This is a genomic window from Pseudomonas anguilliseptica (assembly GCF_900105355.1).
Taxonomy (GTDB): domain Bacteria; phylum Pseudomonadota; class Gammaproteobacteria; order Pseudomonadales; family Pseudomonadaceae; genus Aquipseudomonas; species Aquipseudomonas anguilliseptica.
On record NZ_FNSC01000001.1, the window covers coordinates 626,894 to 652,509 of the forward strand.

At 62.1% G+C, this 25,616-nt stretch carries 19 protein-coding genes and 4 pseudogenes; 8 read left to right on the forward strand and 15 right to left on the reverse strand.

What is annotated here, in order from left to right:
• Positions 1–92: 92 nt before the first annotated feature.
• Positions 93–416, reverse strand: coding sequence for a hypothetical protein (locus tag BLW24_RS03070; protein WP_139272631.1), 324 nt, complete (start codon positions 414–416; stop codon positions 93–95).
• Between the two features lie 719 nt (positions 417–1,135).
• Between BLW24_RS03070 and BLW24_RS03075 the strand changes: the two genes are divergently transcribed.
• The 3 genes from BLW24_RS03075 to BLW24_RS03085 all read left to right on the forward strand — a co-directional run bounded on the left by BLW24_RS03075 (position 1,136) and on the right by BLW24_RS03085 (position 7,210).
• A complete protein-coding gene (locus BLW24_RS03075; RefSeq protein WP_090376543.1) occupies positions 1,136–5,323 on the forward strand; it encodes a sensor domain-containing protein in 4,188 nt (1,395 codons plus the stop codon).
• Between the two features lie 125 nt (positions 5,324–5,448).
• Positions 5,449–6,702, forward strand: coding sequence for a serine hydroxymethyltransferase (gene glyA, locus BLW24_RS03080; RefSeq protein ID WP_090376546.1), 1,254 nt, complete (start codon positions 5,449–5,451; stop codon positions 6,700–6,702).
• Positions 6,703–6,838: 136 nt separating this feature from the next.
• On the forward strand, positions 6,839–7,210 hold the full coding sequence (locus BLW24_RS03085) for a PilZ domain-containing protein (protein WP_090376549.1): 372 nt from the start codon (positions 6,839–6,841) through the stop codon (positions 7,208–7,210).
• Between the two features lie 187 nt (positions 7,211–7,397).
• On the opposite strand, the gene radA is transcribed toward BLW24_RS03085, so the two are convergent.
• The 3 genes from radA to BLW24_RS03100 form a co-directional block, all read right to left on the reverse strand.
• Entirely contained in the window at positions 7,398–8,762 is a 1,365-nt protein-coding gene (gene radA, locus BLW24_RS03090; protein WP_090376552.1) for a DNA repair protein RadA, read from the reverse strand.
• A 68-nt stretch (positions 8,763–8,830) separates the two neighbouring features.
• Complete coding sequence (locus BLW24_RS03095; protein ID WP_090376555.1) at positions 8,831–9,109, reverse strand: HP1242/YdcH family protein; 279 nt, start codon at positions 9,107–9,109, stop codon at positions 8,831–8,833.
• Positions 9,110–9,193: 84 nt separating this feature from the next.
• Positions 9,194–9,436 carry an HP1242/YdcH family protein gene (locus BLW24_RS03100; protein ID WP_090387613.1) on the reverse strand — a complete coding sequence of 81 codons (243 nt, stop codon included), beginning with the start codon at positions 9,434–9,436 and terminating at the stop codon, positions 9,194–9,196.
• A gap of 137 nt (positions 9,437–9,573) precedes the next feature.
• On the opposite strand from BLW24_RS03100, the gene BLW24_RS03105 reads away from it, so the two are divergent.
• Both BLW24_RS03105 and mscL read left to right on the forward strand, forming a co-directional pair.
• Positions 9,574–10,320, forward strand: a complete 747-nt coding sequence (locus BLW24_RS03105; protein ID WP_090376558.1) for an EAL domain-containing protein — start codon at positions 9,574–9,576, stop codon at positions 10,318–10,320.
• Positions 10,321–10,387: 67 nt separating this feature from the next.
• A complete protein-coding gene (mscL, locus tag BLW24_RS03110) occupies positions 10,388–10,801 on the forward strand; it encodes a large-conductance mechanosensitive channel protein MscL (RefSeq protein ID WP_090376561.1) in 414 nt (137 codons plus the stop codon).
• Positions 10,802–10,859: 58 nt separating this feature from the next.
• Here mscL and BLW24_RS03115 read toward each other — a convergent pair whose 3' ends face one another.
• Positions 10,860–11,633: a ferredoxin--NADP reductase gene (locus tag BLW24_RS03115; protein WP_090376564.1), complete on the reverse strand. Its 774-nt coding sequence runs from the start codon at positions 11,631–11,633 to the stop codon at positions 10,860–10,862.
• 230 nt (positions 11,634–11,863) lie between these two features.
• A pseudogene (locus BLW24_RS03120) lies at positions 11,864–12,736 on the reverse strand (DctP family TRAP transporter solute-binding subunit); the annotation flags it as partial.
• Positions 12,737–12,848: 112 nt separating this feature from the next.
• On the opposite strand from BLW24_RS03120, the gene BLW24_RS03125 reads away from it, so the two are divergent.
• Positions 12,849–13,973, forward strand: a complete 1,125-nt coding sequence (locus BLW24_RS03125) for a methyltransferase (RefSeq protein WP_090376572.1) — start codon at positions 12,849–12,851, stop codon at positions 13,971–13,973.
• Positions 13,974–14,096: 123 nt separating this feature from the next.
• The gene (locus tag BLW24_RS03130; RefSeq protein ID WP_167360315.1) at positions 14,097–14,549 is read left to right on the forward strand and encodes a GNAT family N-acetyltransferase; all 453 of its coding nucleotides are present in this window, start codon (positions 14,097–14,099) and stop codon (positions 14,547–14,549) included.
• Positions 14,550–14,651: 102 nt separating this feature from the next.
• Here the strand turns inward: BLW24_RS03130 and BLW24_RS03135 are convergent, their stop codons facing one another.
• The 8 genes and pseudogenes from BLW24_RS03135 to BLW24_RS03170 form a co-directional block, all read right to left on the reverse strand.
• Positions 14,652–14,795, reverse strand: coding sequence for a DUF2474 domain-containing protein (locus tag BLW24_RS03135; RefSeq protein ID WP_090376577.1), 144 nt, complete (start codon positions 14,793–14,795; stop codon positions 14,652–14,654).
• Positions 14,796–14,945: 150 nt separating this feature from the next.
• A complete protein-coding gene (cydB, locus tag BLW24_RS03140; RefSeq protein WP_090376579.1) occupies positions 14,946–15,953 on the reverse strand; it encodes a cytochrome d ubiquinol oxidase subunit II in 1,008 nt (335 codons plus the stop codon).
• Positions 15,954–15,955: 2 nt separating this feature from the next.
• Positions 15,956–17,395 (reverse strand): cytochrome ubiquinol oxidase subunit I, encoded by a 1,440-nt coding sequence (locus BLW24_RS03145; protein WP_090376581.1) that lies wholly within the window; start codon positions 17,393–17,395, stop codon positions 15,956–15,958.
• Positions 17,396–17,632: 237 nt separating this feature from the next.
• Positions 17,633–18,199, reverse strand: a pseudogene (locus tag BLW24_RS03150) (nucleotidyltransferase family protein).
• Position 18,200: 1 nt separating this feature from the next.
• Positions 18,201–19,156 (reverse strand): annotated as a pseudogene (locus tag BLW24_RS03155) (XdhC family protein).
• A gap of 16 nt (positions 19,157–19,172) precedes the next feature.
• A complete protein-coding gene (locus BLW24_RS03160; RefSeq protein ID WP_090376584.1) occupies positions 19,173–20,381 on the reverse strand; it encodes a cytochrome c in 1,209 nt (402 codons plus the stop codon).
• Positions 20,382–20,383: 2 nt separating this feature from the next.
• A complete protein-coding gene (locus BLW24_RS03165; protein ID WP_090376587.1) occupies positions 20,384–20,923 on the reverse strand; it encodes a (2Fe-2S)-binding protein in 540 nt (179 codons plus the stop codon).
• Positions 20,916–23,672 carry a xanthine dehydrogenase family protein molybdopterin-binding subunit gene (locus BLW24_RS03170; protein ID WP_090376590.1) on the reverse strand — a complete coding sequence of 919 codons (2,757 nt, stop codon included), beginning with the start codon at positions 23,670–23,672 and terminating at the stop codon, positions 20,916–20,918. The genes BLW24_RS03165 and BLW24_RS03170 overlap by 8 nt, the downstream gene beginning before the upstream one ends.
• A 272-nt stretch (positions 23,673–23,944) precedes the next feature.
• Here BLW24_RS03170 and BLW24_RS03175 point away from each other — a divergent pair.
• Positions 23,945–25,016, forward strand: a pseudogene (locus BLW24_RS03175) (MFS transporter).
• On the opposite strand, the gene BLW24_RS03180 reads toward BLW24_RS03175, so the two are convergent.
• On the reverse strand, positions 25,013–25,567 hold the full coding sequence (locus BLW24_RS03180) for a DJ-1 family glyoxalase III (protein WP_090376593.1): 555 nt from the start codon (positions 25,565–25,567) through the stop codon (positions 25,013–25,015). The pseudogene BLW24_RS03175 and the gene BLW24_RS03180 overlap by 4 nt on opposite strands.
• Between the last annotated feature and the right edge of the window lie 49 nt (positions 25,568–25,616).

Below are 25,616 nucleotides of genomic sequence, written 5' to 3' on the forward strand. Positions count from 1 at the left end.
AAAACACAGAAATGAGCCGGTAATCTGATCGTTTTTGATCGATTTATCACTTTCGAAATCAGCAGAGGCTGACGTCAGCCAGAAATGCATGGCTACTTCAGAGGATCCTTAAGCACTTGGCCACTGAATGGACTGAGCACTTCGCGCAGTTCTGCTTCGCTGAACAGACTTACGCCCGCTATGGAAAAGCCTTCCACCATTATTTGGCTGTCACTAAAGGCAGCGGCGGCTTGTGAAGGGCTTAACGTTTGCACTTCACTGCTGGTTTCAGTAGTTGGCGACTGGCGCAGGCGCTGTTGCGTTTCATCCTGCAACTGGCGTAATCCGGCGCCGGCATTGGGGGCAGCGTGGACAATGGGGGTGAGTAAGGTTATGCCTGCGGCCAATAGCGGTATCCATACAGTCTTCTTGCGCATAATCACCCCTGTGATGAATAGACAGTTGTCACAAACGGCATGCCGCAGTCCGTGTAATTGCCAGATTGACTGAGCCTAGTTGAGAAGTAATGAGTCTCCTCTACAAGAAGAACTTTATTTGCTGCCTCATCAGAGGAAATCTGCGGGCGATACCTGGCAAGAAGTGGTCACAGGAACACTTCGAAAAAGTTAAGTTTTGAAGCCTAAATTTGACCCAAAATCAGCAAAAGCTAACTAAAAGCTCTGCTCTGACACAGAATTGAGAGAAAAAACATACTGTATAGGCTGTAAAGCCAGTGACCACGAGAGTTCGACTGCAGATCGCAAAACATGACTAAAAGCTAATAGGGCAGATAGGCGTATTGAGCCATGATGACCTTGGTGCTGGGTTGAAACGAAAGAGAAGCCGCCAACTGATGCGTACAGCCTGAGGCCACACGGCGGGGACGGAGCCGCCAGGCGCTACCTGCACAGCGTCGTTTGCACAGTCGCGCGCGCGCGGCAAAGCTGCCGGAATGCGCCGGACAGGGCAAACGACGCTCGTCGGCGGCGCTGGCACTTTGCCACGATCATGGCATGCTAGCCGCCCCCTGCCTGCCGGCCATTCTGCGCACCCCAGGGACCAGCTCATCGCCGCTAAGCCCCCAGGATGTAAGTCGTTGCCAACAGTCACGCCCCCAACCACACCGCGTACACCTGGCGCTCCGCCGGCTGAGGCGATGCGTGGGCCGACCCGTGGCGCGCTGGTGATACTGGTGCTGAGCATGCTGGTGTTGCTGCTCTGGCAGCTGCGCCAGGAGTCTCAGCAGTTGCTCGACAACCAGCGCCAGCTCGGCCTGGCCTACAGCTCGCAGCTGGCCAACCACTTGAGCCTGAACATGGTGCTCAAGGCCAGCGCTGGTCAGGCCCTGTTGCAACCTCATGTGTTGCCGCCAAGCAACCCGAATGAGTTGGAAGAGCTGCTGCACACCCTGCGCGGCGTGTTCCCGACCCTGCGCAGCCTGGCCTGGATAAATGGCCAAGGCCGAATTATTGCCGACAGCCACGCCCCCACCGAAGACGCGCTGTACCTCGGCGAATTGCTGGCGCGCGGGCGCAGCGACAGTTTCTTCTACACCTTCAGTGCCAACGACAACGGTCGTATCTACCTGCTGCTGCGGCATAACCCCGACAGCGCCGCCAGCGGCTTCTGGGTGCTGCGCCTGACCAATCAGGCGCTGACCAGCTGGCTGCATGAACACCACCAAAGTCCACATCAGTGGCAACTGGAAGATCGCAACGTGCAGCGGGTGATTGCCAGCAACATGCCCCAGACGCTCAGCGGCTCCTCGGTGGCGCCCCCGGTTACCGCCGAGAACCTCGACCAGAGCCTGCTGCAAACCCCGCTCAAGGGCAGCGACTGGCAGCTGCGCGCGCTGTTCAATGAGCGCAAGGTGCGCGCCCAGCAATTGCCGCAACAGGCCAGCAAGCTGCTGCTGTTTATCCTCTGCGCCACCCTGACGCTGCTGGCGCTGTATCGCCTGCTGAACGAGCAACGCAACCTGCACGCACTGAATACCGCCTCACGGCGCTCATTGCAGCAGGCCGCCAGCGTACTCGGCGCCATCGAAGAACGTGTACTGGTCACCGACAGCAACGGCCAGCTGCAATACCTCAACCCGCAGGCCGAAGCGATGTTCGGCCTGAGCAACAACGAGGCGCACGACTGGCACCTGCTCAAACTGCTGCCGCGTCTCGACCCGCTGCTGCTGCACGACACTGCCCTGCACAACGACCTCGGCCCTGACCTGGTGGAGATCCAGCAGAACGGTGTGGCGCACCTGTACGACATCAGCCGCAGCGACTTGAGCGAAGACAACAAACGCACCGGTTTTGTCTGGGTGCTGCGCGATGTCACCGAAGAACAGCACGCCTCGCACGTGCTACAGGAAACCCGCCGACGCTACCAGGACATCTTTGACGGCACCGGCACGGCCCTCTGTGTACTCGACCTGGCCGAGCTGCAGCGCTATCTGCAACAGCAGCAACTGCGCAGCATGACCAGCCTGCAACGCTGGCTGGACGAAGACCCGCAGCACCACAGCGAACTCTGCCAGCGCCTGCGCCTGACCGAGACCAACCAGGTGGCCCTGCAACTGCTCGGCGTCGACTCCAACCAGCAGGCTTGGCAGTATCTGTTCAACAGCGGCCCACTGCGCCCGGATGGCTTTCGCATGCAGCTAATCAGCGCCCTGCTCAGCGGTAGCGGTCAGCTGGAAATGGAACGCCAGATCCTTACCCCGCAGGGCTATGAGCGGCATCTGTGGCTATTGTTGCGCTTGCCGGAAAGCATCGACGACCTGCAGGCCGTGACCCTCAGCATCAGCGACATCACCAACCGCAAGCGCATTGAAACCTCGCTGATTGAACGCGAGCGCTTCTGGTCCGATGTGGTCAGCGCGGTGCCCGACACCATCTATGTGCACGACATCGCCGGCAAGCGGGTGATGTACAGCAACAACCACCTCGGCCCTCAGCTGGGCTATAGCAAGGCGGAAATACAACAGCTCGGCGAGCGCCTGTGGGAGAAAATCCTGCACCCCGATGATGTCGAGCTGTACCAGCGCATGCGCAATATCCAGCAGGTACAGGGCAACGGCCTGCTGATGCAGTTCGAGCTGCGCTGGCGACACCGCGATGGCAGCTGGCACTGGTTCGATATCCGCGAGCAGGCCCTCTCGCGCGATGCCAAAGGCCGGGTCAGTCGGCTGATCGGCGTGGCCAAGGACATCACCGACCAGATCACCCACAGCGAATCCCTGCGCACCAGCGAGCAGCGCTATCGCCTGCTGGCGGAAAGCATCAGCGACGTGATCTTCTCCACCGATGCCCAGCTGCAGCTCAACTATGTCAGACCGTCGGTGATGCCAGTGCTTGGTTATGACAGCGAGTGGGCGCTGACCAACGGCTTCCAGAGCCTGGCCACCAACCCACGTCAGCTGAGCGGCTTCTACGCCCTGCTCGACCGTGTGCGTAACGCCCTTGGCGACCCGCAGCGGCTGGCCGAGCTGCGCGCCGAGTTTCTACCGCAGCTGTTCGTCTTCGATGCACTGCGAGCCGACGGCCAGAAGATTCCGGTGGAACTGCGCCTGGTACCAATGTGGGATGACAGTGGGCGCTTCGAAGGCCTGCTCGGTGTCGGCCGCGACATCAGCCTGCAGCGCCGCGCGGAGAAAGACCTGCGCATGGCCGCCACGGTATTCGAACACTCCACCGCGGCGATTCTGGTCACCGATCCGGCCGGCTATATCGTTCAGGTCAACAATGCCTTCAGCCGGGTCAGCGGCTACAGCTCCAAGCAGATTCTCGACCAGCTGCCGAGCATGCTTACCGCCGACACCCAGCAGGCCAGCCACCTGGCCTATGTGATCAAACAGCTCAACCAGCAGGGCAGCTGGGAAGGCGAGGTGTGGCTCAAGCGCAGAAGCGGCGAGAAGTTCCCGGCCTGGGTCGGCATCACCGCAGTCAAGGACGATGAAGGCGACCTGGTCAGTTACGTGTGCTTCTTCAGCGACATCAGCGAGCGCAAGGCCAGTGAACAGCGTATCCACCGCCTGGCCTACTACGACGCCCTGACCCAACTGCCCAACCGCACGCTGTTCCAGGACCGCCTGCACAGTGCCCTGCAGCATGGCGAGCGGCACCAGGAGTGGGTGGTGCTGATGTTCCTCGACCTCGACCGCTTCAAGCCGATCAACGATTCGCTCGGCCACGCCGCCGGCGACCGCATGCTCAAGGAAGTCGCGGTGCGTCTGTGCGCCTGCGTGGACAGTGACGACACCGTGGCGCGCATGGGGGGTGATGAGTTCACCCTGCTGCTGCAATCCCAGGCCCAGCGCGAAGGTGCGCTGACCCGCGCGATCCATGTCGGCGAGCAGATTCTCGCCAGCCTGGCGCAACCGTTTATTCTCGAAGGCCGCGAGTTCTTCGTCACCGCCAGTATCGGTATCGCCCTCAGCCCGCAGGATGGCAACGAGCTGAGCCAGCTGATGAAGAACGCCGACACGGCGATGTACCACGCCAAAGAACGCGGCAAGAACAACTTCCAGTTCTACCAGGCCGACATGAACGCCTGCGCCCTGCAGCGCCTGGAGCTGGAAAGCGACCTGCGCCACGCCCTCGAACAGGGCGAGTTCAAGCTGTATTACCAGCCGCAGTTCTCCGGCGACGGTAAACGCCTGACTGGAGCCGAAGCGCTGCTGCGCTGGCAGCATCCGCAGCGCGGCCTAGTGCCGCCGAATGACTTTATTCCGGTGCTCGAAGAGTTGGGCCTGGTGGTCCAGGTCGGCGACTGGGTGCTGCGCGAGTCCTGCCGGCAACTGGCCGAATGGCACGGGGCGAAGATTCGCGTACCGAAGATTTCGGTCAACCTCTCGGCCCGGCAGTTTGCCGAAGGCGACCTCGATCAGCGCATCGCCGAGATTCTCCAGCACAGCGGTATTCCCGCCGGCTGCCTGGAGCTGGAGCTGACCGAAAGCATTCTGATGGAAGACGTGGCCAACGCCATGCAGACGCTCAGCAGCCTGAAGAAACTCGGCGTGTTTATCGCCATCGACGACTTCGGCACCGGTTACAGCTCACTGAACTACCTCAAGCAGTTTCCCATCGACGTGCTGAAGATCGACCGCAGTTTTGTCGACGTCCTGCCCCACGGCGAGCAGGACGGGCAGATTGCCCGGGCGATCATCGCCATGGCCCACAGCCTGAACCTCACGGTAATCGCCGAAGGCGTGGAAACCCTGGCTCAGCTGGACTTCCTGCGCGGCCACGACTGCGACGAAGTGCAGGGCTTCCTGCTCGGCAGACCAATGCCGGCCCACCAGTTCACCGCGCTGTTTACCGGCACCGCGCTGTTTATGCTGAGCTGAATCGTCGGCGTGCATGAGCCCCGCTTGTCCGTCAGATGACCACGCTTCATATGCCTGTTTAGTGCGGATGAGGTAGAATTCGCCCCCTCTTTCTACCGCCCAGCTGATTTTCTCAGGGGAATGCTATGTTCAGCCGTGATTTGACTATCGCCCGTTATGACGCCGAATTGTTTGCCGCGATGGAGCAAGAAGCCCAGCGCCAGGAACATCACATCGAGCTGATCGCCTCGGAGAACTACACCAGCCCAGCGGTGATGGAAGCCCAAGGCTCGGTACTGACCAATAAGTACGCCGAAGGCTATCCAGGCAAGCGTTACTACGGCGGTTGCGAATACGTCGACATCGTCGAGCAGCTGGCCATCGACCGTGCCAAGGAACTGTTCGGTGCCGACTACGCCAACGTTCAGCCGCACTCCGGTTCGCAAGCCAACAGCTCCGTGTATATGGCTCTGCTGGAAGCCGGTGACACCGTACTGGGCATGAGCCTGGCCCACGGCGGCCACCTGACCCACGGCGCCAGCGTCAGCTTCTCCGGCAAGATGTACAACGCCGTGCAGTACGGCATCACCGATGCCGGCCTGATTGACTACGACGAAGTCGAGCGCCTGGCCGTTGAGCACAAGCCGAAGATGATCATCGCCGGCTTCAGCGCCTACTCGCAGGTGCTGGACTTCCCACGTTTCCGCGCCATCGCCGACAAAGTCGGTGCCTACCTGTTCGTTGACATGGCCCACGTGGCCGGTCTGGTTGCTGCGGGCGTGTACCCGAACCCGGTGCCATTCGCCGACGTGGTCACCACCACCACACACAAAACCCTGCGCGGCCCACGCGGCGGCCTGATCCTCGCCCGCGCAAACGAAGCGCTGGAGAAGAAATTCAACTCCGCAGTATTCCCAGGCGGCCAAGGCGGCCCGCTGGAGCACGTAATCGCCGCCAAGGCCGTGTGCTTCAAAGAAGCCCTGCAGCCTGAGTTCAAGGCCTACCAGCAGCAAGTGATCAAGAACGCCCAGGCCATGGCCAGCGTGTTTATCGAAAACGGCTACGACGTGGTGTCCGGCGGTACTGAAAACCACCTGTTCCTGCTCAGCCTGATCAAGCAGGACATCACCGGTAAAGACGCCGACGCCGCCCTGGGCCGCGCCTTTATCACCGTGAACAAGAACAGCGTGCCGAACGACCCACGTTCGCCGTTCGTCACCTCCGGCCTGCGTATCGGCACCCCAGCCGTGACCACTCGCGGCTTCAAGGAAGACGAGTGCCGCGCGCTGGCAGGCTGGATCTGCGAGATCCTCGCCAACCTGGGCAACGACGCTGTTGAAGCGCGCGTGCGCGAGCAAGTCAAAGCGGTCTGCGCCAAGTTCCCGGTTTACGGCAACTAATCAGCAACTGCTGCTAAAAAGCCCGCCTCCTGGCGGGCTTTTTTATATCTGCCGCGCCACCCTCAGCACAGATAAAACCAAGCCATCATCAGCAGCCTTGGCTATAGTGGATAAAACCTCGCAGGAGTTTCTTTGCATGAGCGAAACAGCCAATGAGCGTCGGCGCTTTCACCGCATCGCTTTCGACGCCCCCACCGAGATAGTGCAAGGGGAACGGCGTTGGGCGGTCGAATTGCATGACGTATCGCTGAAAGGCCTGCTGATCAAGCGTCCCAATGGCTGGAATGGCGACCCTAATCAGCCATTCGAGGCCAATATCCAACTGGCCGACGACACCCGCGTGCTCATGGAAGTGGTACTGACCCGCACCCAGTCGGATCTACTCGGCTTTGTTTGCCGGCATATCGACCTCGACTCGATCAGTCACCTGCGCCGCCTGGTGGAACTCAACCTCGGCGATGACAGCCTGCTGGAACGCGAACTCGCCGCCCTCGGCGAAGACGAATAAAAAAGGAGGCCTCGGCCTCCTTTTTTCATCCTGCCTGCGCGGATTTAGAACGTGTTTACGATTTCGCGAGCTAGAGCCAGACAAGGCAAAAACAGCCGAGGAAGCGCAGTTTACGAGCTGTAAATGAGCATTCCGAGGCTGTTTTTAACGCCGGATGGCCGACGCGCAGTAGATCGTAAACAGGTTCTTACTCGAACAACGCATCCAGCGCTTGCTCCAGGCGCGTGACGGCAATCACCTGCAGCCCCGGCGGCGGATCTTTCGGCGCATTACCCTTGGGCACGATGGCGCGCTTGAAGCCGTGCTTGGCCGCCTCCTTCAAACGCTCCTGACCACTGGGCACGGGGCGAATCTCGCCAGACAGCCCGACCTCGCCAAACACCAGCAGGTCATGCGGCAATGGCTTGTTGCGCAGGCTGGAAATCACCGCCGCCATCAGCGCCAGGTCCGATGCGGTTTCCAGCACCTTGACCCCGCCGACCACGTTGAGGAACACGTCCTGATCATAGGTCGGGATGCCGCCATGCCGATGCAGCACGGCCAGAAGCATGGCCAGGCGGTTCTGATCCAGGCCCAGGGTGACACGGCGCGGATTGGCCATATGGCTGGTGTCGACCAGCGCCTGCACTTCCACCAGCATCGGCCGGGTGCCTTCCCAGGTGGCCATCACCACACTGCCGGGGACTTCTTCCTGGGCGCGGGTAAGAAAGATCGCCGAGGGGTTGGTGACCTCTTTCAGGCCCTTGTCGGTCATGCCGAACACACCCAGTTCGTTGATCGCACCAAAGCGGTTCTTTACCGCGCGCAGCAAACGCAGGCGACCGTCGGACTCACCCTCGAAATACAGCACGGTATCGACCATATGTTCGAGCACGCGCGGGCCGGCCAGCGCGCCCTCCTTGGTCACATGGCCGACCAGGAAGATCGCCGTACCGCTCTGCTTGGCAAACCGCACCAGCAGCGCCGCACTTTCGCGCACCTGGGCGACGCCGCCAGGGGCCGACTGCAGCTGTTCGGTAAAGATGGTCTGGATCGAGTCGATCACCATCACCTTTGGCTTTTCCAGGCGCGCAGTGGCGATGATGCTTTCGATGCAGGTTTCGGTCATGACCTTGAGCTTGTCTTCCGGCAAACCCAGGCGGCGGGCGCGCATGGCCACCTGTTGCTGGGATTCCTCACCGGTGACATACAGCGCGGGAAAGCGCGTGGCGATATTGCAGAGGGTCTGCAGGAGGATGGTCGATTTACCGATGCCGGGGTCGCCGCCGATCAGCACCACCGAACCGTCCACCAGGCCGCCGCCGAGCACGCGATCCAGCTCGCCAGAGGCGGTGGAGAAACGCGGCACTTCCTCGACGCTGACCTCGGCCAGGGTCTTAAGCTGCGCCTGCTCGCCGGCCCAACCCGCGCGGCCACTGGGGGTGGCCGCATTGGCTTCGAGCAGGGTTTCGACCAGGGTATTCCAGGCGCCGCACTCGCCGCACTGGCCGGCCCATTTCGGGAAGGTGGCGCCGCACTCGCTGCAGCCATACATGCGCTTGGCCTTGGCCATGCCGGACTCCTATAAACGCTGAGCCCGGATCATACGAAATAACTGGATATATTTACAGTCCCATGCAGCTATCCCTTGCAACCGTTACCACAGCCACAACACTGCCCGGCAGCGCGTTTTAACCGGCGCGCGAGATCATCCTTGATGCCGACACGCTCCTGCTTGAGGACAAGCAGCGCAGCATCAGCCAGCAGCTCGCTGCCCGCCTCGATCCGGCAGATACGCTTATCCAGGCTTTCGTAGATGTCAGCCAGGCGGGCGAAGTCAGCATCGCCCTGGCGCAACTCATGCAGCGCGCCACGCAGTTCGGGGAAGTCCTTGATCAACGGATGGTGTTCAACATGCATGCGGGCATTCCTCTGGGATAGTCATTGCCTGCAGACTATCCCCTGAGCCGGGACCAGCACTTGACCCGGATCAAGCCCATCACGCTATGGCGTGCGGCCCAGCAAGCCGGCCAATTCATCCTTGAGGCTAACGCGCTGCATCTTCAGGCCCAGCAGCAACATCTCATCCATGGCCACCCGACCGCTTTCCGCCTCATAGATACGCTTGTCGAGTTCTTCATACTCCTCGGCCAACCGGGCGAAATGCCCATCACTGGACAACAAGGCGTGCAGCTGCGTCTTGAACTCGGGAAACTCGCGGTGCAGCGGGTGATGTTCCAGTGGCATAACGGCATCCTCATGGCGGGCCTTCATTTGAGCCTAGCCCAGTCGCGCCGGCTCTGCCGAAACGCCTTGCAACACGGGCCTCAGGCGACTTCTGCTAGCGTTGCCCAAGCTTCAAACGCCATCAACGGGAACGGGTTATGAGTACAACATCAGGATGTTCGGCATGCCGTGATGGCCAGGGCCTGGACTTTCCCATCAGCATGGCCTTTCAGCCCATTATCAACCTGAGCACCGGGACTATATTCGCCCACGAAGCGCTGGTGCGCGGCACAGCCGGTGAATCCACCGGCAGCCTGCTGAGCCAGCTCACCGCAGACAACCTCTACACGTTCGATCAGGCCTGCCGGGTTACCGCCCTGGAATGGGCGGCCAAGCTGCAGGTACCGGCCATGGTTTCGATCAACTTTATGCCCAACGCGGTGTACAAACCCGAGACCTGCATCCGCGCCACGCTGGCGGCGGCCAAGCGCTTCAACTTCCCGCTGCGGCGAATCATTTTCGAGGTCACCGAACAGGAGCCGGTACTGGACGTCGACCACCTCACCGGCATCCTGCGCGCTTACCGCAAGCAGGGCTTTATGACCGCCATCGATGACTTCGGCGCAGGCTATGCCGGCCTCAATCTGCTGGCCGACTTTCAGCCTGACCTGATCAAACTGGACATGCCGCTGATACGCGATATCGAGCAGGACAGCGTGCGGCAGATTCTGGTCGAAGCCGCCCTGCGGATGTGCCGCAAACTGAATATCCGGGTAATTGCCGAAGGCATCGAAAGCCTCGGCGAATTGCATGCATTGCGCGACATGGGCGTGGAGCTGTTTCAGGGTTACCTGCTGGCCAAACCGGGGTTCGAGTCGCTGCCCGAGGCTCACTACCCGGCCTGAGAAGTAGCTGGCAAGCGGCGCGCACTGGATTACACTCAGCGCAACCTCACCTACCAGGGAACGCAGCATGAGCATACTCAGTGAATTCAAAGCCTTTGCCGTCAAAGGCAATGTGGTCGACATGGCCGTGGGCATCATCATCGGCGCGGCCTTCGGCAAGATCGTCTCGTCCTTTGTCGGTGACGTGGTAATGCCACCGCTGGGCGTGCTGATTGGCGGTGTGGACTTCACTGACCTGGCCATCACCCTGAAGGCTGCCGAAGGCGATCTGCCTGCTGTGGTGTTGGCCTACGGCAAGGTTATCCAGACCGTGCTCGACTTCCTGATCGTCGCATTCGCCATCTTTATGGGCATCAAGGTGCTCAACAAACTCAAGCGCGAAGAAGAAGCGGCGCCCGCAGCCCCCGCTCCACCGACAAAGGATCAGGAACTGCTCAGCGAGATCCGCGATTTGCTCAAGGCGCAGCAAGCCAAGGAGTAGCGCCCGGCAATAACGAATAAAGGCACCCTCGGGTGCCTTTTGTTTGGTGCAACAATCCCTACCAGTAGTTCTCCACCGCCACCTGCCCCGGACGGCGGGTCAGACTGAGCTGCAGGTCACGCTGTTTCAGCAGCGCGCGGGTGTCATCGATCATCTGCGGGTTGCCGCAGATCATCAGCCGCGAATGCTCAGGTTCCAGGCTCAGCCCCGCCGCCCGCTCCAGCCCGCCACTGTCCAGCAAGCTGGTGATGCGCCCATGCAAACAACCGGGCACCTGCTCGCGAGTGACCAGCGGCAGATAGACAAAGCTCTCGGCGTATTCCTGCAAATGCTCCTGCTGCATCAGCCCGCGAATCAGCGGCTGATAGGCCAGCTCGCTAGCCGTGCGCGCGCTGTACACCAGCACCACGCGCTGAAAACGCTGCCACACCTCCAAGCCCTGCAGAATCGACAGAAACGGCGCGAGCCCCGTACCACTGGCCAGCAGCCAGAGGTCACGGCCATCGGCAAAGCGATCGAGGGTGAGAAAGCCCAGTGCCTGTTTTTCTACCAACAGGCTGTCGCCGACCTGCAGCCGACTCAGCTCGGAGGTGAACTCACCATCCGGCACAACGATGGAGAAGAACTCGAGAAACTCGTCATGGGGCGCCGAGACCATCGAATAGGCCCGCCAGACCACCGCTCCATCGGCCTTGGCTACGCCGAGACGGGCGAACTGCCCGGCCCGGAAGCGAAAGCCCGGATCACGCGTACAGTGCAGACTGAACAGGCTGGGCGACCAGACCTGAATAGCGGTCAGGGTTTGCTGGGTGAACTTGTCGTCACTGGTCATGCGAACACCGGGTTTACGCGGACTGCATAAACCCAGTGTGGCGCAACGCCGGTCGAACAAACACCGGCAAAACCTGGGGGCTATCATTTAACAGGTTGTTGAAAACGTAGGCGAGGCAGGCAAGACAAGGCAAAAACGGCCGAGGAAGCGGAGTTTACTGGCTGTAAATGAGCATTCCGAGGCCGTTTTAAACGCCGTATTGCCAACGCAGGTAGTTTTTCAACGACCTGTTAGCGGCGGTTGACTGCCTGCGCAGCACGTAGCACATCAGCGCCGATTTCCGCTTCGTAGGTCTTCCACAGCGGGCTTAGCGCCGTGCGCCAGGCGGCACGCTCATCGGCCGTAAGGGTGACCACTTGGGCATTGCCGGCGGCGATGATGCGCTCGCGATCATTGTTGTTCAGCGTTTCGGCATCCTTGTTCACCGCGAAGGACACTTCATCGATGATCGCTTCCAGCTCGGTGCGGGTCTTGTAGGGGATGCTGGTCCAGAACTCCTTGCTGCTGATCAGCATATAGCTCAGCGAGCCGTGGTTGAGCTCGCTGATAAACGGCTGCACCGTGTCGACCTTCTGGCTGGCAATGTTCGACCAGGGGCCTTCGGTGCCCTGGATGGTGCCAGCCTGCAGCGCCTTGAACGCCTCGGCGAACGGCATCTTCACGGTCTTGGCGCCGAGCTGGCCAAACTGTGCCTGCAACACCGACGAGGGCTGGATACGGAAGGCCAGATCCTTGGCATCCTCGGGCTTGCGCAGCTCGCGGCTGGAGGTCAGCTGCTTCATGCCGTTGTTCCAGTAGGCCAGGCCATAGATGCCCTGGTTGGACATGGCGTGCAGCAGCTCGCGGCTTTTGTCACGCGTCTGGAAGCGCTTGACCGCCTCCAGGTCATCGAACAGAAACGGCAGGTCGAACACCTGCAATTGCTTGGTATACGCCTCGAACTTGGACAGCGAAGGGGCCAGCATCTGCACCTTGCCCTCGCGCAGCGCGGTGATCTCATCGCCATCACCAAACAGCGTCGAGTTCGGGTAGACCTCAACCGCCACCTGACCGGCCAGGCGCTCTTCCACCAGCTTCTTGAACAACAGTGCACCCTTGCCCTTTGTGATTTGCTGAACTAGCTCTCAGTTCCGAGACTTTTCCGGCACTTGCACCGACAATAGCGACCAACTGCACTTTCTATCGCGCCCTTGCGGCCTGCCACCCGAGTTTTCCATGCCTGTGTTCAGCACTCCGTTCGCCCAACTCGACCTGCTTCGCCAACCCGACCAGCCCAACGAACCGCTGCAGGCCTTCGATGCCGCCGACGAATACCTGCTCAACCATCTGCATGAGCAAGGGCTGCCGAACGGTGCGCGGGTATTGGTGCTGAATGACAGCTTCGGCGCCCTGGCCATTAGCCTGGCTGGGCAGGCGCAGGTGACCAGTAGTGGCGACTCACACCTCGGCCACCTGGGCTTGCAAGTCAATCTGCTGCGCAACCAGCAGCCGGCCGATGCCGTGACGTTTGTCCCAGCCAGTGCAGTCGCTCAGGGGCCGTTTGACGTGGTGCTGATTCGCGTCCCCAAGACCCTGGCGCTGCTTGAGGAGCAACTGATTCGCCTGCACGGCCAGCTCGCCCCAAACGCGCAGGTGATTGCCGCGGCCATGATCAAACACCTGCCGCGCGCCGCCGGTGACCTGTTGGAGAAATATATCGGCCCGGTGCAGGCTTCGCTGGCGGTTAAAAAAGCCCGCCTGCTGTTTGCCACCCCAGAAGCCAAGCCTGCACCTGTATCGCCCTACCCGACGCGCTACAACCTGGAAAAACCCGCTATCGAGCTGCTTAACCACGCCAATGTGTTCTGCCGTGAAGACCTGGATATCGGCACCCGCGCCTTTCTCCCGCACTTGCCCAAACACCTCAGCCGCGTGCGCGCGGCCGACCTCGGTTGCGGCAACGGCGTACTCGGCATTGCCTATGCCCTGGGCAGCCCGCAGGCCGAGCTGACGCTGGTCGATGAGTCCTATATGGCGGTGCAATCGACCGAGGACAACTGGCGTGCGGCGTTGGGTCAGCGCCCGGTCGAGATTCGCGCCGGCGACGGCCTGGCCGAACAGGCGGCTGATTCGCTGGACCTGGTGTTGTGCAACCCGCCCTTTCACCAGCAGCAGGTGGTCGGCGACTTTCTTGCCTGGCGCATGTTCCAACAGGCCCGCGCTACGCTGGTAACCGGCGGCGAACTGTGGATCGTCGGCAACCGCCACCTGGGCTACCACGCCAAGTTGAAACGGCTGTTCCGGGGCGTCGAACAGGTGGCGGCCACACCGAAGTTTGTGGTGCTTAAAGCGATCAAATAGAAGCGTGCCGTTATTCGTAGGACGGTTTGCGGCCGCCAGCACAGGTGAGAATCACCCATGATCAACATCAGCAAAGCCACGCAGTAAGAACTGAGCGCAGCGTGCCTCAACGCAAGCTTCAGCGTGACGCAAGAGCTGCAGCCGTATTTCGTCGATGGTCGGTTTGGCTACAACATCGTCCCGGTCGAGCCCTATCAGAAATCCTACGAGGACGAAGAGGGAGACGATGAGGCCGATGATAGCGAACTGTTTATCGCCCGCGTGGATGACAAGCCGGCCGGTGCGATAGAACTATCCGTGGCTTGGAACGGTTACACACGCATCGACAACATCCAGGTCGACCTTAGCCTTCGCCGGGCGGGAGTGGCGACGGCCCTGCTCCACCATGCCGTGGACTGGTGCCGAGCCCGCCAGCTGGTCGGCATCATGCTGGAGACACAGAGCAACAACCTGGGGGCCTGCAAGCTCTACGAGCGCTTCGGCTTTCACCTCGGCGGGTTCGACCTGCACTTGTGCGGCGCCCTCTCCAGCTCTGCAGAAATAGCGTTGTTCTGGTATTGGCACCCGGAGACCTGATTCTGCACGGCGCTCAGCCGTTCACCACGGAGCCACTATTGACGCGCAGCGTGGCTCCGCGGCCAACCCCGCTCAATCAAGTCGACCACATGCGACCGTCAATTACGGCGTGCCCATCCCCGCCGCTTGCATAAACAGGCGCAGCAGATAGGACACCGCCCCCAGGGCCAGCACGCTGCCGGCCCAGATCGCTACCACCCAGCCGAGCCGCTGCCACAGCGGCTTTTTCTCATCTACATCATTCATCTTGCGCCCTCACAACTGATCTGAGGTCTTGCGAGCTAGAGTCCTGCAAGGCAAAAACAGGCGAGGAAGCGGAGTGTACTTTTGTACATGAGCATTCCGAGCCTGTTTTTAACGCAGCAGGGCCGACGCGCAGCAGACCTAACTAGAACCTCAGTGATAGCCGTCTTCTTCAGTAACCTTGCCGCGGAACACGTAATAGCTCCAGGCCGTGTACATCAGGATAAAGGGGATGATGAACAGCGCGCCGACCAGGATAAAGCCCTGGCTCTGCGGCGGTGCGGCGGCGTCCCAGATGCTGATCGACGGCGGGATGATATTCGGCCACAGGCTGATACCCAGACCGCTGTAGCCGAGGAAGATCAGCGTCAGAGTCAGCAGAAACGGTGAGTAGTTGGCGTTGCGTGCCACTGCGCGCAGCAGCGCCCAGGTGCACAGCAGCACCAGCAACGGCACCGGCATAAACCAGAAGATATTCGGCAGGCTGAACCAGCGCTCGGCGATCTCGGCATGCGCCAACGGCGTCCACAGGCTGACGATACCGGTGACGCCGAGCAGGACGAACACCAGCGGCCGCGCCAGGTCGTGCATCTGCTGTTGCAAGCGGCCTTCGGTCTTCATGATCAGCCAGGTGCAGCCGAGCAAGGCGTAGGCGGCAATCAGCGCCAGGCCGCAGAACAGCGAGAACGGCGTCAGCCAGTCCAGCGCGCCGCCGGCATAGACCCGGTCGACCACCTTGAAGCCGTCGATATAAGCGCCCAGCGCCACGCCCTGAAAGAAGGTTGCGGTTAGTGAGCCGCCGATAAATGCCTTATCCCAGATATGCCGTTTGGCGGCCTTGGCCTTGAAGCGGAACTCGAAGGCCACCCCGCGGAAGATCAGCCCCAGCAACATAAAGATCAGCGGCAGGTACAGCGCGCTGAGCACCACCGCGTAGGCCAGCGGAAAAGCCCCGAACAGCGCCGCGCCACCGAGCACCAGCCAGGTTTCGTTACCGTCCCAGACCGGCGCCACGGTGTTCATCATCACATCGCGTTCACCTTCGCTTTTGACGAAGGGAAAGAGGATGCCAATGCCTAGGTCGAAGCCGTCCATGACCACATACATCATCACCCCGAAGGCGATGATCACGGCCCAGATCAGCGAGAGATCAATGCCCATGTTCAATTCCTCTCAGCCAGCGAATCGGTTTCGCCTTCTTCCAGGCCCTCTTCGGGCGCGGACAGCGGACGCGACGGCGTGCGTTTCTGACCCGGGCCGCCTTCAGCGGTTTCCTTGCCTTCGTCTGTGATCGGGCCCTTGCGCACCAGGCGCATCATGTAGCTGATGCCGGCGCCAAACAGGGCGAAATACACCACCACAAACAGAATCAGGGTCAGGCTCATCTGCGCAAAACTGTGCCCGGACGAGGCATCAGCGGTGCGCATCAGCCCCTGGATGATCCAGGGCTGACGGCCGATCTCAGTGGTGTACCAGCCAGCAAGGATGGCAATAACCCCCGATGGGCCCATCCACACCGCCAGATGCAGGAACGGCCGGCTCTCGAACAACCTGCCGCGCGTACGCAGCCACAGGCCCCAGAGACCGGTAAGAATCATCAGCATGCCGATGCCGACCATGATCCGGAAGGTCCAGAACACGATGGTCGAGTTGGGCCGGTCTTCCTTGGCGAACTCCTTGAGCGCCGGCACCTGCGTGTCCAGGCTGTGGGTCAGGATCAGGCTGCCGAGGGCCGGGATTTCGATCTTGAAGCGGGTTTCCTCGCGCTGCATGTCCGGCCAGCCGAACAGGATCAGCGGGGTTGGCTCATCACCGTGGTTTTCCCAGTGACCTTCAATGGCGGCAATCTTCGCCGGCTGATACTTGAGGGTATTCAGGCCGTGGAAGTCGCCAATCACCGCCTGAATCGGCGCCACGATCAACGCCATCCACATGGCCATCGAGAGCATCTTGCGGATCGCCGGATTGTCGCGGCCGCGCAGCAAGTGCCAGGCCGCCGACGCACCGACGAAGAACGCCGTGGCGAGAAACGCCGCGGTGGCCATGTGCAGCAGGCGGTAAGGGAACGAGGGGTTGAACACCACGGCCAACCAGTCCACCGGAATCACCCGCCCGTCGATGATCTCGAAACCTTGCGGGGTGTGCATCCAGCTGTTGGAGGCGAGAATCCAGAAGGTCGAGATCAGCGTGCCGACTGCCACCATCACCGTGGAGAAGAAGTGCAGGCCTGGGCCGACGCGGTTCCAGCCGAACAGCATGACACCAAGAAAGCCCGCTTCGAGGAAGAACGCGGTGAGCACTTCATAGGTCAGCAGCGGCCCGGTGACCGCTCCGGCAAAGTCGGAGAAGGCGCTCCAGTTGGTGCCGAACTGGTAAGCCATAACCAGACCGGAGACCACGCCCATACCGAAGTTGACGGCAAAAATCTTCGCCCAGAAGTGGTACAGGTCGCGGTACACCTCCTCCCCGGTCTTCAACCACAGCCCTTCAAGCACCGCCAGGTAACTGGCCAGGCCGATGGTGATGGCCGGAAAGATGATGTGAAAGGAGATGGTGAAAGCAAACTGGATTCGGGCGAGGTCGAGAGCCTCCAATCCAAACATGGCGTTTCCTCAGTCAGGTGATACGGGGCACGGCCACGGGCGCGCATGCCAGTCACAAGCAATCAGTCGGGGGATTATTGTTCTGGGTAGACAGCCATAAAGCTGGGCAAAACGCCCTCACAACCGCACGCCGAAGGTGTTGACGCGGGTCAAGATATGCACAAAGAGTAGCGCCTGGCGAGGCAAAATCGGCTGTGGTCGATTGTCGCGCGACCGGCTGCCACAAGGGCTTGCGCCCTATAGCAGCGCTTCTGGTCGATCCACATCGCGCAGTACGCCAGGGTCATCTACAACGATCCCCTGGCAGGCACCTGGATTGGCTTGCAGCAGGGCTCACGCACCTTGAGCACCGCGCAGGGTCTGCAACTGCGGCCAGAAGCTGCGGCCAAACAGCACCGGATGGCCGCGCTGTCCATCGTGCAGCGGGTAGACGATACGCTCGGCCGCCGCCTGACTGCACAGCAGCTGCAGGCTGTCGGCACTGACCCAGGGCATATCGCCGAGCAATACCGCGACAGCCTCGGCCTCGTGCCCAAGCAACGCACCTACGCCAGTAGCCAGGCTGTGGCCCATGCCCTGATCAGCCTCACCGCAACGGATAACCCGGCACGCCGCTGGCAGCCCCAACGCCTGCGCATCGTCCTCGTCACGTAGCAGCACATGCACTTCAGCGAACACCTGCAACGCCCGCTCGGCACTGGCCGCCAGCAGGCCGCGACCGTCCGGCAAACGGGCCAGACGCTTGTCACTGCCAAAACGCTGACCGCGACCGGCTGCGAGCATAAAGGCGGGCACCTTGAACATGCTAAAGGGCATCCCGCGCCAGGCCGTTGCGCACCCGCAGGATGTCGGCGAGTACCGCGAGGGCGATTTCCGCCGGGGTCTTGCTGCCCAGGTTCAACCCGATAGGCGCGATGATCCGCGCCAGCGCAGCATCATCCAGGCCGCCAACCCGGCGCAGGCGCTGGTCAGTCGCGAGCCCATCACACCGATATAAAAAGCCTCGGTGCGCACCGCTTCGATCATCGCCAGATCATCGATACGCGGGTCATGGGTCAGCGCTACCACGGCGGTGTCGGCATGGCAGCCGCCGCGGCGAATCACCTCGGACGGTAGCTCGCGGCGGATCTCAACCCCCGGTAAATCGACGCCTTGCAGCACCTCCTCGCGCGGATCACACAGCACCACCTCGAAGCCCAGGCCCTGGGCGAACTGCGCGCAAACCTGCGCCACCGAGGAGTAGCCCGCCAGCAGCAAGCGCTGGGCAGCGCCAACGCGCACACGCAGCCGATTCGGCTGACGTTCAACCCGTGGCCCCTGTGTGTTGTCCGCCAGCAAGCAGCGCTCACCGCTGGGCAACGCCACCTCGCGGATCAGCCGGCGCTGGCCCGCCAAGGCACTTTCCAGCTCACGCAGATGCGCCTGCACCGCACAGTCGGCCGGCAGGTTTTCCACCAGCACGTCCAGCACGCCGCCGCAGGGCAGGCTGATCTGCGAGCGCGGGTCGCTGCCATCGCCATAACGCACCAGATGCACAGGTTCAGGAAAGGCGCCAGCAGCCAGACGCTCAAGAAACTCATCCTCGACGCAACCGCCGGACAACGAGCCGATCCAGTCGCCCTCGGCCGTGGCAGCCAGCAGCGAACCCGGCGCGCGCGGCGCCGAGCCGTAGGTGCTCAGCACCGTGCACAGCCATACGCTCTGCCCTGCGGCGGACCACTGCAGCGCCTGGCGGACGACCAGCAGATCAAGGTGCTGCATCAGGCTTCACCCGGCCTCAATGGCCTTTCTCGCTACGCAACTGGCCGACCTGCTGCGGGCTCAGCTCGGCCGCCTGGCCGCCCCAGGTCTGCCGCAGGTAATGCAGCAGGTCGCGCATCTGCCCGTCATCCAGTTTGTCGCTGAAGCCCGGCATCGGCTGCATGCGCTCGAAACCGGTGAACTGCTGCTCCTTGATGCCGTCATCGATCACCCGCAACAGGTTGCGCGCATCGTTCAGGCGCAGGGTGGTGTTGCCGTCCATGGCCACAGCCACATGTGGCACGCCCTCACCCGCCACGCCATGGCACCCGGCGCAGAGGTTGAGGTAATGCTGGCGACCCTGCTGCGCGCTGGCGTCGAGCTGTTTGAAGGCCACCGCGTTGACCTTGCGCGGCGCCGGCGGCTGATCGCCAAGCAGGTAGGTGGCCATGGCCTTGTGGTCGTCCAGCGGCAGGTACTGGGTGCTGTGGTGCAGCACCGGGTACATCTCGTTGAACATCGAACCCTGAGCGCTGATGCCGTGCTTGAGGAAGGTCGCCAGGTCATCGGTGCTCCAGCCGCGCTCGGCCAGGTCCTCGGCGAGCAGGCTGGGGGCCTCGTAACCGAGCAGCACGCCGCCCTGCAAACGCTGATCCTGTTGCAACGCACCAAGGGCATTGCGCGGCGTGTGGCACTCGCCGCAGTGGCCCAGGGCCTCGACCAGGTACTGGCCGCGTTGCCAGGTCTCGCTTTTGCCTTCAGACGGCAGCATTTGCACGCGGTTCTTGTAGAGCATGTTCCAGAAGCCCAGACCGAAGCGCACATTGAACGGGAAGCTCAGGCTGGTTTGCGGGCTGGGTTTGGCGATCGGCTCCAGGCTCATCAGGTAGGCGTAGATGGCGTCGGAGTCTTCGCGCTTGAGCAGGTGATAGGAGGTGTACGGCATGGCCGGATAGAGCTTGCTGCCATCACGCCGCTCACCTTCGGCCACCGCGCGGTAGAAGTCATCGGCGCTGTACTCGCCGATGCCGTACTGCTTGTCCGGGGTGATGTTGGTGCCGTAGATGGTGCCGAACGGCGACTCCAGCGGCAGGCCGCCGGCGTATTCGGCACCGCCTTCGACGCTGTGGCAGGCCACGCAGTCGGCGGCGCGCGCCAGGTACTTGCCGCGCTCAATCAGTTGCTTATCCGCCGCCTGGGCGGCCAACGGCAACAACAGGGCGGCAGCAATCAGAATGTTCTTCATGCTTAACCTTCCTTGACCAGGCCGAGAGACTCGACCACATCGCGCGCGGCGTTGTAGTAGCGCACGTAGCCGGTGCAACGGCAGATGTGCTTACCCAGGGCATCTTCGATCTCGCCTTCCAGCTCGCTGCGTTTGACCGGCTGGCGTTGGAGTTTTTCCACCAGCACGGTGGCGGCATTGACGTAGCCGGGGGTGCAGTAGCTGCACTGGAAGGCGAACTGGTCGACGAACTGCTGCTGAATCGGGTTGAGCTGGCTGACTTCGCCCTGAGCATCGCGCTTGGCGTGGCCCTCGATAGTGCGTATGCGCTTGCCGTCGAAGAAATGCGCGCCGGTGATGCAGGTGCGGATTTCCTCGCTGGTGCCGTCGGGCTTGTCGAGGATCGCCACACAGGCGTGGCACACACCCTGGCCGCAGCCCAGGCGCGAGCCGGTGAGGTTCAGGTATTCGTGGAGAAAGTCGATCATCATCAGGTCGTCGGCCACTTCCAGCGGGCCGACCGCCTGGCTGTTAATGATCATGCTGAGCAGGCGCTTAGCCATGGAGGGCCTCCTTGATGCGGGCCGGAGTCAGGGGAAGGTCGCGCAAGCGCTTGCCGGTGGCGTGGGCCACGGCGTTGACGATGGCGCCGACCACCGGAATCATCACCACTTCGGCGATGCCCTTGGCCGGGTCACTGGGCGACAGCGGCGGCAAAATTTCCGCGCTTTGCGACCACACGGCACAGTCCTTGGCGCGCGGCAGTTGATAGCGGTTGAAGTTCCAGGTGCCGTCGCCGGGGCCGCCTTCATACAGCGGCATTTCTTCCAGCAGCGCGTGGCCGATGCCCATTGCGATGCCGCCTTCGAGCTGACCGAGCACCAGTTCTTCGACTATCACCCGGCCGCATTCGAGCCAGGAGTGATGGTTGATCACCCGCGCCTCGCCGCTGCCCTTGTTGACCTTGACCTCAACCAGCGTGGCCACCGGGCTGTAGTAGGTGACCATGGCGTTGTTCAGCTGGGTCACCGGGTACTTGATGCTGACGCGGTCGAGCAGGTGGAAACCGTTGCGGGTCATCTGCGCCTTCTGCGCGGCACTTGCGCCGTCACCGTATTTCACCGCCAACGCATCCAGCGGCACACGCTCGCGCTGGCCGTTGATCTCGAACTCGCCTTCGGCCCAGCTCCAGCGGTTGAAGCCGTGCACGCTGATACCGGTGACCAATCCCAGCTCATGGGCCTTGTGCGCCAGCAGCTTGAACGGAATCGGCGGCATGCCGTCGGCAGTCAGTTTGCCTTCGACCCAGTGCGCGTTCTCGCGGCGTACCACATAAGGGTTGGCCAACCCGCCGTGTTCACCACGCCCCCAGATGGCCAGGGCTGCCGGCCACAGACCGTGGATAAACAGCAGGCGCGCCGCCTCGCGAGTGGAATGCCCGGTGTAGTAGGAGGAGTTGGTCGCCGACGACGGCGAGGCCAGCTTGCCGACCCAGCGCGGGTTGCGCAGCGCGGCGTCCTGCTCGGCCTGGCTGATCATATAAGGGTTGCCACTGGTGGTCAGGGCCAGTTCGCTCCACTCGGTTTCGCCAGTCTTGATTTCATCGGCGGGCTGGCCGAGGTAGTCGGCGACCAGCAGAGCCTGCGAGGTGGCCATGCCGGTGCCCATGTCGATGGCAATCTGGCGCAGACTGACGCGGCCGTCGGCGCTGAACTCCAGGCTGGCCATCGGCGCTTCGGAGCCGGTGCCGAAGTCCTTCTGGCAGATGGCGAAACCAACGCCGTAGAGGTTGTCCGGGTCTTCGGCATCGAAGCGCTGCTTGCGCGCAACGCGGTTCTTCCAGATCTCGTGCTGCGCCGCCTTGTCGAGGATTTCGTCGAGGCGCAGCGCACCGGCCGGGATTGCGCCCTGGGTGTTCTTCATGCCGGACTGGAACACGTTTTTCTTGCGCAGCTCGATGGCATCGAGGTTCAGCCGCTCGGCCACTTCGTCCACCATCATTTCGGTGGCGGCCAGGTCGCTGCGCGGCAGGTAGTAGATCGATTGCGCCGCCGTGGCGCCGACCGCGGCCACAGAGGAGCTGTAGTTGGCACGGCCGCCGCCATCAACATCCATATGCGCGCGGAAGATCTGGAAGCGGTGGTCCTGCTTGTTCACCGCCAACTGGTAGTGCATGTCGAAGGGATGCCGCTTGATCCCACTCTGGAACTGCTCGTAGCGGTCATTGGCCAGGCGCACCGGCACACCGTCGCCGTAGATCGCGGCCAGGACGGCGTAGAAGACGAAGATGTTGTTGTCCTTGGAACCGTAACCGACGGTGTAGCCAGGGTGCATGCTGAGCTTTTTCACGCCGAACCTGGAGGGCTCGAGCATATGCGCGGTCTGCTCGGCCACTTCGAACGGGCACTGGGTGGCGACCACAAAATGCAGGGTGCCGCTAGCTGGATCAAACCAGCCGTTGCCGTTGTCGGCCTCCAGCGCGGCCGGCTCGATGGACTGGGTGGTGAAGCGCTCGTCGAACACCAGCCAGTCGTCCGGCGGGGTCTGCAGCTGGTTGAGCATCTGTTCGGCGTGGTACAGGCCCTGCTGGGTCAGGTCGCCACTGACCTTGCCCTCGCCCCAGGCCGGTTTGCGGTTGTGGATCAGCGGGAACAGCATGCTGTCCTTGAGGCTGGAGAAGGTGTCCGGCTCGAACGGCGTGCTGCCGCCGACGCGCACAAAGCGGAAGCTGCCGTAGGGGTCGCTCTGGAACGCCGGTGCCTGCTCGCCGTAGCGGATCACCTTGTCGTTGAACTTGAGGATGTTCTTGGCCTGACGATAGCGCTCGAAGTCATGCCAGATCAGCAGCGCCACCGGGTGCCCGATAAACATCGGCACCTGGCCTTCGGGCAGCAGCGGGTCGAGGTTGTGGCCCTCCGGAAAGCTGATGCCGTCCTTGGCCAGATCGCTGGCGGTCACTACACGTTGCGGCTGCAACTCGGCCGGCAGCACCGACAGGTCGAAGCCCTGATACAGCTGCTCGGTGCGCGTGGCCTTTAGCAACAGCGCATGGCCTTGCTGCTGCGGCCAGCCGGGCATGTCCTTGGCGCGAATATCGCGGGCAAACACCTTGGCCCCACAGGCCTTGGACACCCCGTCGATACGCGCCACGGCCTTACCGCTGGCGTCATACCAAGGCTGCGGCATGGCGGTTACACGCTCTTCGAACAAGGCGGCAAACGCCTTGCTGCCCAGCGGGGCGAAACTGATGCCGATACCGGCGATGACGCTGCCTTGCAGAAAGGCGCGGCGGGACAACTCAGGAGTGGACATGTCCGTTCCTCGAGGCCAGAGCAGCCTGGCCATTTACGTGAACAAAAGACAGACAGGCGCGCCGCTTACAAGCACGGAGCATAATCAGCGTAGACGACAGATTTATTGACCTGGAAGTCAGATTCTACTCAAGTCATTGCCACAACAGAATAAAAACCTGCCTTTGCAGTCAGATAAGTTCGTTGCAGCGTCTCTAACGCGGGCTTCAGCATACCGTCCGCACGGACGCATGCTAGGCTGCGCCTCCCGCCAGCCGTGCGAGTTGTTCGGCCATGTCTCAGCTTTTACGTCACCAGCGCCCATTCCTGGCCTTCTGGTTCGCCCGGGTATTCACCGCCAGCGGCTTCCAGATGATTACCGTGGCAATCGGCTGGCAGATGTATGCGCTGACCGGCAACGTGCTCGACCTCGGCCTGGTCGGGCTGAATGATCTTCGTGATTGCCTTTCTGCTCGGCACCGCCCGCGCCTTCGAGATGCCCACCACCCAGGCATTGCTGCCGAATATCGTCCCGCCTGGGCTGTTCCCCGCTGCCGTAGCCGCGTCGGCCTCGGCCATGCAGGCTGCCTGCATCATTGCGCCGGCGCTGGGCGGTTTGCTCTATGCGCTCGGCACGCACTGGGTCTATGGCCCGGCCGTGCTGCTGTATGGCTGCGCCCTGAGCCTGATGCTCAGCCTGCCGGCGCGCCAGTTGCCGCTGAAACAGAAAGTCTCGCTGGATTCGCTGCTGGCCGGATTTCGCTTTATTCGCAGCCGCCCTGCCGTGTTCGGCGCGGTGTCGATGGACATGCTGGCGGTGCTGCTCAGCGGCGCCACCGCGCTGCTGCCGGTGTTTGCCAAGGACATTCTGCTCACCGGCCCCTGGGGCCTCGGCCTGCTGCGTTCGGCGCCGGCAGTGGGCGCGCTGCTGATGTCGCTGTGGCTGGCGCGCTTTCCCATCGAGCGACGAGTCGGCCCAGTGATGTTCAGCTCGGTGGCAATCTTCGGCGTGGCGACCATCGGCTTCGGCCTGTCCGCCTCGCTGTGGTTCAGCCTGGCAACGCTGGTAGTTCTGGGCGCGGCGGACATGATCAGCATGGTGATCCGTGGCGCCTTCGTGCAACTGCAAACCCCGGACGAGATGCGCGGCCGTGTCGGTGCGGTCAACGGCCTGTTTATCGGTGCGTCCAATCAGCTGGGGGATTTCCGCGCCGGGGTCAGCGCCGCCTGGTTCGGCACTGTGCCGGCGGTGCTGATTGGCGGAGTCGGGGCGATTCTGGTCACCGGCCTGTGGATCCGCCTGTTCCCCGAACTGGCCAAGCGTGACCATCTGCACCCGCAAGGCCCAGAGCGAGCCAGTAACTAGCTGACCAACATGGTCTCAGCGACCTGCTTGCGCACGGCCTTGCCGCACAGCTGCTCGACCAGGGTCAGGGCAAACTCCATTGCGGTGCCGGGGCCCTGGCTGGTGATGCAGTTGCCATCGACCACCACCGGCTGATCGACAAACACGCAACCGCTGAGGCGATCACTGAACGCGGGGTAGCAGGTCATGCGCCGCTGCCTGAGCACGCCGTACTGCTGCAAGGCCAGCGCAGGCGCTGCGCAGATCGCGGCAAACAGCTTGCCGGCCTTGGCCTGCTCACGCACCCGCTCGGCCAGCGGTTCGTGCTCGGCCAGGTGTTGTGCGCCAGGCATACCGCCGGGCAGCACGATCAGATCGAAGGGCTGGGCCAGCACATCCACCAGCATGGTGTCGGCGGTCAGGCGCGTGCCACGGGCACAGGTGATCATCCGCCGGCTTTCGATGCTGGCCACCACCACTTCAACCTCGGCACGTCGCAGTACGTCAATCAGGGTTACGCATTCGAGGTCTTCGACACCATCGGCAACGCTGATAAGAGCCCGTGCAGTCATCATTTCGCTCCTTGCAAATCAGGTACATAAACTGTCCGAGCGGTCATAA

Bases quoted from the DNA above. Each gene is read 5' to 3' on its own strand.
- BLW24_RS03180 (WP_090376593.1), bottom strand. From the start codon at position 25,567: ATGACTGCACGGGCTCTTATCAGCGTTGCCGATGGTGTCGAAGACCTC.
- BLW24_RS03070 (WP_139272631.1), bottom strand. From the start codon at position 416: ATGCGCAAGAAGACTGTATGGATACCGCTATTGGCCGCAGGCATAACC.
- BLW24_RS03095 (WP_090376555.1), bottom strand. From the start codon at position 9,109: ATGCATGTTGAACACCATCCGTTGATCAAGGACTTCCCCGAACTGCGT.
- mscL (WP_090376561.1), top strand. From the start codon at position 10,388: ATGAGCATACTCAGTGAATTCAAAGCCTTTGCCGTCAAAGGCAATGTG.
- BLW24_RS03085 (WP_090376549.1), top strand. From the start codon at position 6,839: ATGAGCGAAACAGCCAATGAGCGTCGGCGCTTTCACCGCATCGCTTTC.
- radA (WP_090376552.1), bottom strand. From the start codon at position 8,762: ATGGCCAAGGCCAAGCGCATGTATGGCTGCAGCGAGTGCGGCGCCACC.
- BLW24_RS03165 (WP_090376587.1), bottom strand. From the start codon at position 20,923: ATGGCTAAGCGCCTGCTCAGCATGATCATTAACAGCCAGGCGGTCGGC.
- BLW24_RS03135 (WP_090376577.1), bottom strand. From the start codon at position 14,795: ATGAATGATGTAGATGAGAAAAAGCCGCTGTGGCAGCGGCTCGGCTGG.
- BLW24_RS03125 (WP_090376572.1), top strand. From the start codon at position 12,849: ATGCCTGTGTTCAGCACTCCGTTCGCCCAACTCGACCTGCTTCGCCAA.
- BLW24_RS03075 (WP_090376543.1), top strand. From the start codon at position 1,136: ATGCGTGGGCCGACCCGTGGCGCGCTGGTGATACTGGTGCTGAGCATG.
- BLW24_RS03115 (WP_090376564.1), bottom strand. From the start codon at position 11,633: ATGACCAGTGACGACAAGTTCACCCAGCAAACCCTGACCGCTATTCAG.
- BLW24_RS03105 (WP_090376558.1), top strand. From the start codon at position 9,574: ATGAGTACAACATCAGGATGTTCGGCATGCCGTGATGGCCAGGGCCTG.
- BLW24_RS03145 (WP_090376581.1), bottom strand. From the start codon at position 17,395: ATGTTTGGATTGGAGGCTCTCGACCTCGCCCGAATCCAGTTTGCTTTC.
- BLW24_RS03170 (WP_090376590.1), bottom strand. From the start codon at position 23,672: ATGTCCACTCCTGAGTTGTCCCGCCGCGCCTTTCTGCAAGGCAGCGTC.
- BLW24_RS03160 (WP_090376584.1), bottom strand. From the start codon at position 20,381: ATGAAGAACATTCTGATTGCTGCCGCCCTGTTGTTGCCGTTGGCCGCC.
- cydB (WP_090376579.1), bottom strand. From the start codon at position 15,953: ATGGGCATTGATCTCTCGCTGATCTGGGCCGTGATCATCGCCTTCGGG.
- glyA (WP_090376546.1), top strand. From the start codon at position 5,449: ATGTTCAGCCGTGATTTGACTATCGCCCGTTATGACGCCGAATTGTTT.
- BLW24_RS03100 (WP_090387613.1), bottom strand. From the start codon at position 9,436: ATGCCACTGGAACATCACCCGCTGCACCGCGAGTTTCCCGAGTTCAAG.